At 33.4% G+C, this 1,619-nt stretch carries 1 protein-coding gene; it reads right to left on the reverse strand.

The window, feature by feature from the left end; translation table 11 throughout:
• Positions 1 to 168 precede the first annotated feature (168 nt).
• Entirely contained in the window at positions 169 to 1,578 is a 1,410-nt protein-coding gene (locus IX84_RS30420) for an ATP-binding protein (RefSeq protein WP_262501681.1), read from the reverse strand.
• Between the last annotated feature and the right edge of the window lie 41 nt (positions 1,579 to 1,619).

Here is a 1,619-nt window from a genome sequence, read left to right on the forward strand (position 1 = left end):
TTTTCTGAATATTGATAATCAGGCATTTACCATTTTTTAGGCGGGGAGAATCCTTTTTTCAAATTCTTATAGATACTGTTTTCTGTTGCGCGATTGTCTGTGAACGACCAGGCTAGCCGCAGTACGGAGCGACAGCGGAGTATTGTCGGCTAGCCATTGTTGTGTGAATTAGTTTTTAGGTATAGCTATTTTGAATCGACCAATTTTATTCTTTGCGATTCTATTTTTCCGAGCTAAATTTGTAGCTTCTTGATTAGTTCTTACTGACTTAAGTATTTTATTATTCCTCAATACAGTCACCTCCCTATCATACGTATTTCTATCATTCGTATTCATTGCAGAATAAATGTCATTTGGGCTGATCTCTTTATTTTTCATTCCTAATAAAACTATTTTTTTCTGATTATTACTTAAATCAAAAGAGTCAAATAATTTTAAATAGGTAAGCTCTTTATCTGTATAAATAGAGGAATTATTAAAAGTAATTTTAAATGAATTCCTTGTTTCTTCTAGAATAGGCAAATCCATTTCATTTTGCATAAGAACTTCGTAAATTCTCCTCATCCCTTCTCCTAATTCCCTCACAATTTTATGCTCTCGAAGCGTATTCGCAATGTTGCTGTTTCTTGATTCATGGTTGCCCTCTTGATTTCTCAATGACTCTATACTAATTGTCGATAAAAGCCTTCCAGGGCTAACTAGTTCGATTCTATTACTATAGATATAGAACTCGATCCCGTTATTTAGTGAATAGTCTCGATGTGTAATGGCATTTACTATAGCTTCTCTAATTGCTTCTTCTGGATAAGAAAATTTTTGCTCAAAAACAGCGTTCTCCCCGAATTCAGTTTTATATGCCAAATAAGGCTTAATTCTGTTCCATCCTGCAGATAAAAGCTCAAAAATATTTCCAGAAATCGTTTCATCATTCTTTACGTTATATTCTCTACCACTCTTTAAAACGATACCGTTAACTTCAATTATTCTGATTTGACACCTTGGATGCCATTTATTTATATTTTTTGCGAACAATAATAGTGCTGCCCTTTTAAACCTTAATTCTACGGCTTCAAATTCTGCCAAACCAATTTGTTGCAAATAATATTCGGCGGACAATCCAGGCAGATACTCATTTGACATAGACTTAATTAGGCTTAAATCTAAATCATCTACGGTAGCACCGTCGACAAAAACTCGATCATATTCCCTAGAAATGATTTCTTGCCTCTCAAAACTAATTTGGTCAAATGATACAGGAACAGTTTGTTTATCTTTCCTAATAACACACCTTCCATCTGATAATTGAAATATTTTATTAGTTGCTTTACTCACCTGAAAATACAAAATTGAAACATCTTCCTCTAAAATCAACCTAGTACTTAATTCGATTGGTAAATATTCATGATCGATAATTAGATCTCTATATTGTTCAGCAATCGCTTCATATTTTTCTGGGTTATTAGGTAAACCGGATATAGTACCGTCATCTTCAACACCTATTAAAATGGCACCTCCATCTGCATTTGCAAATGCAACTAAAGCTTCTGCAACATACCTACTTAATTCGTAAACATTCAGCCGCTTTAGACAAAGTTAAAATAAAATACGATATTTAATCC

Source organism: Phaeodactylibacter xiamenensis, assembly GCF_000759025.1.
Classification (GTDB): Bacteria; Bacteroidota; Bacteroidia; order Chitinophagales; family Saprospiraceae; genus Phaeodactylibacter; species Phaeodactylibacter xiamenensis.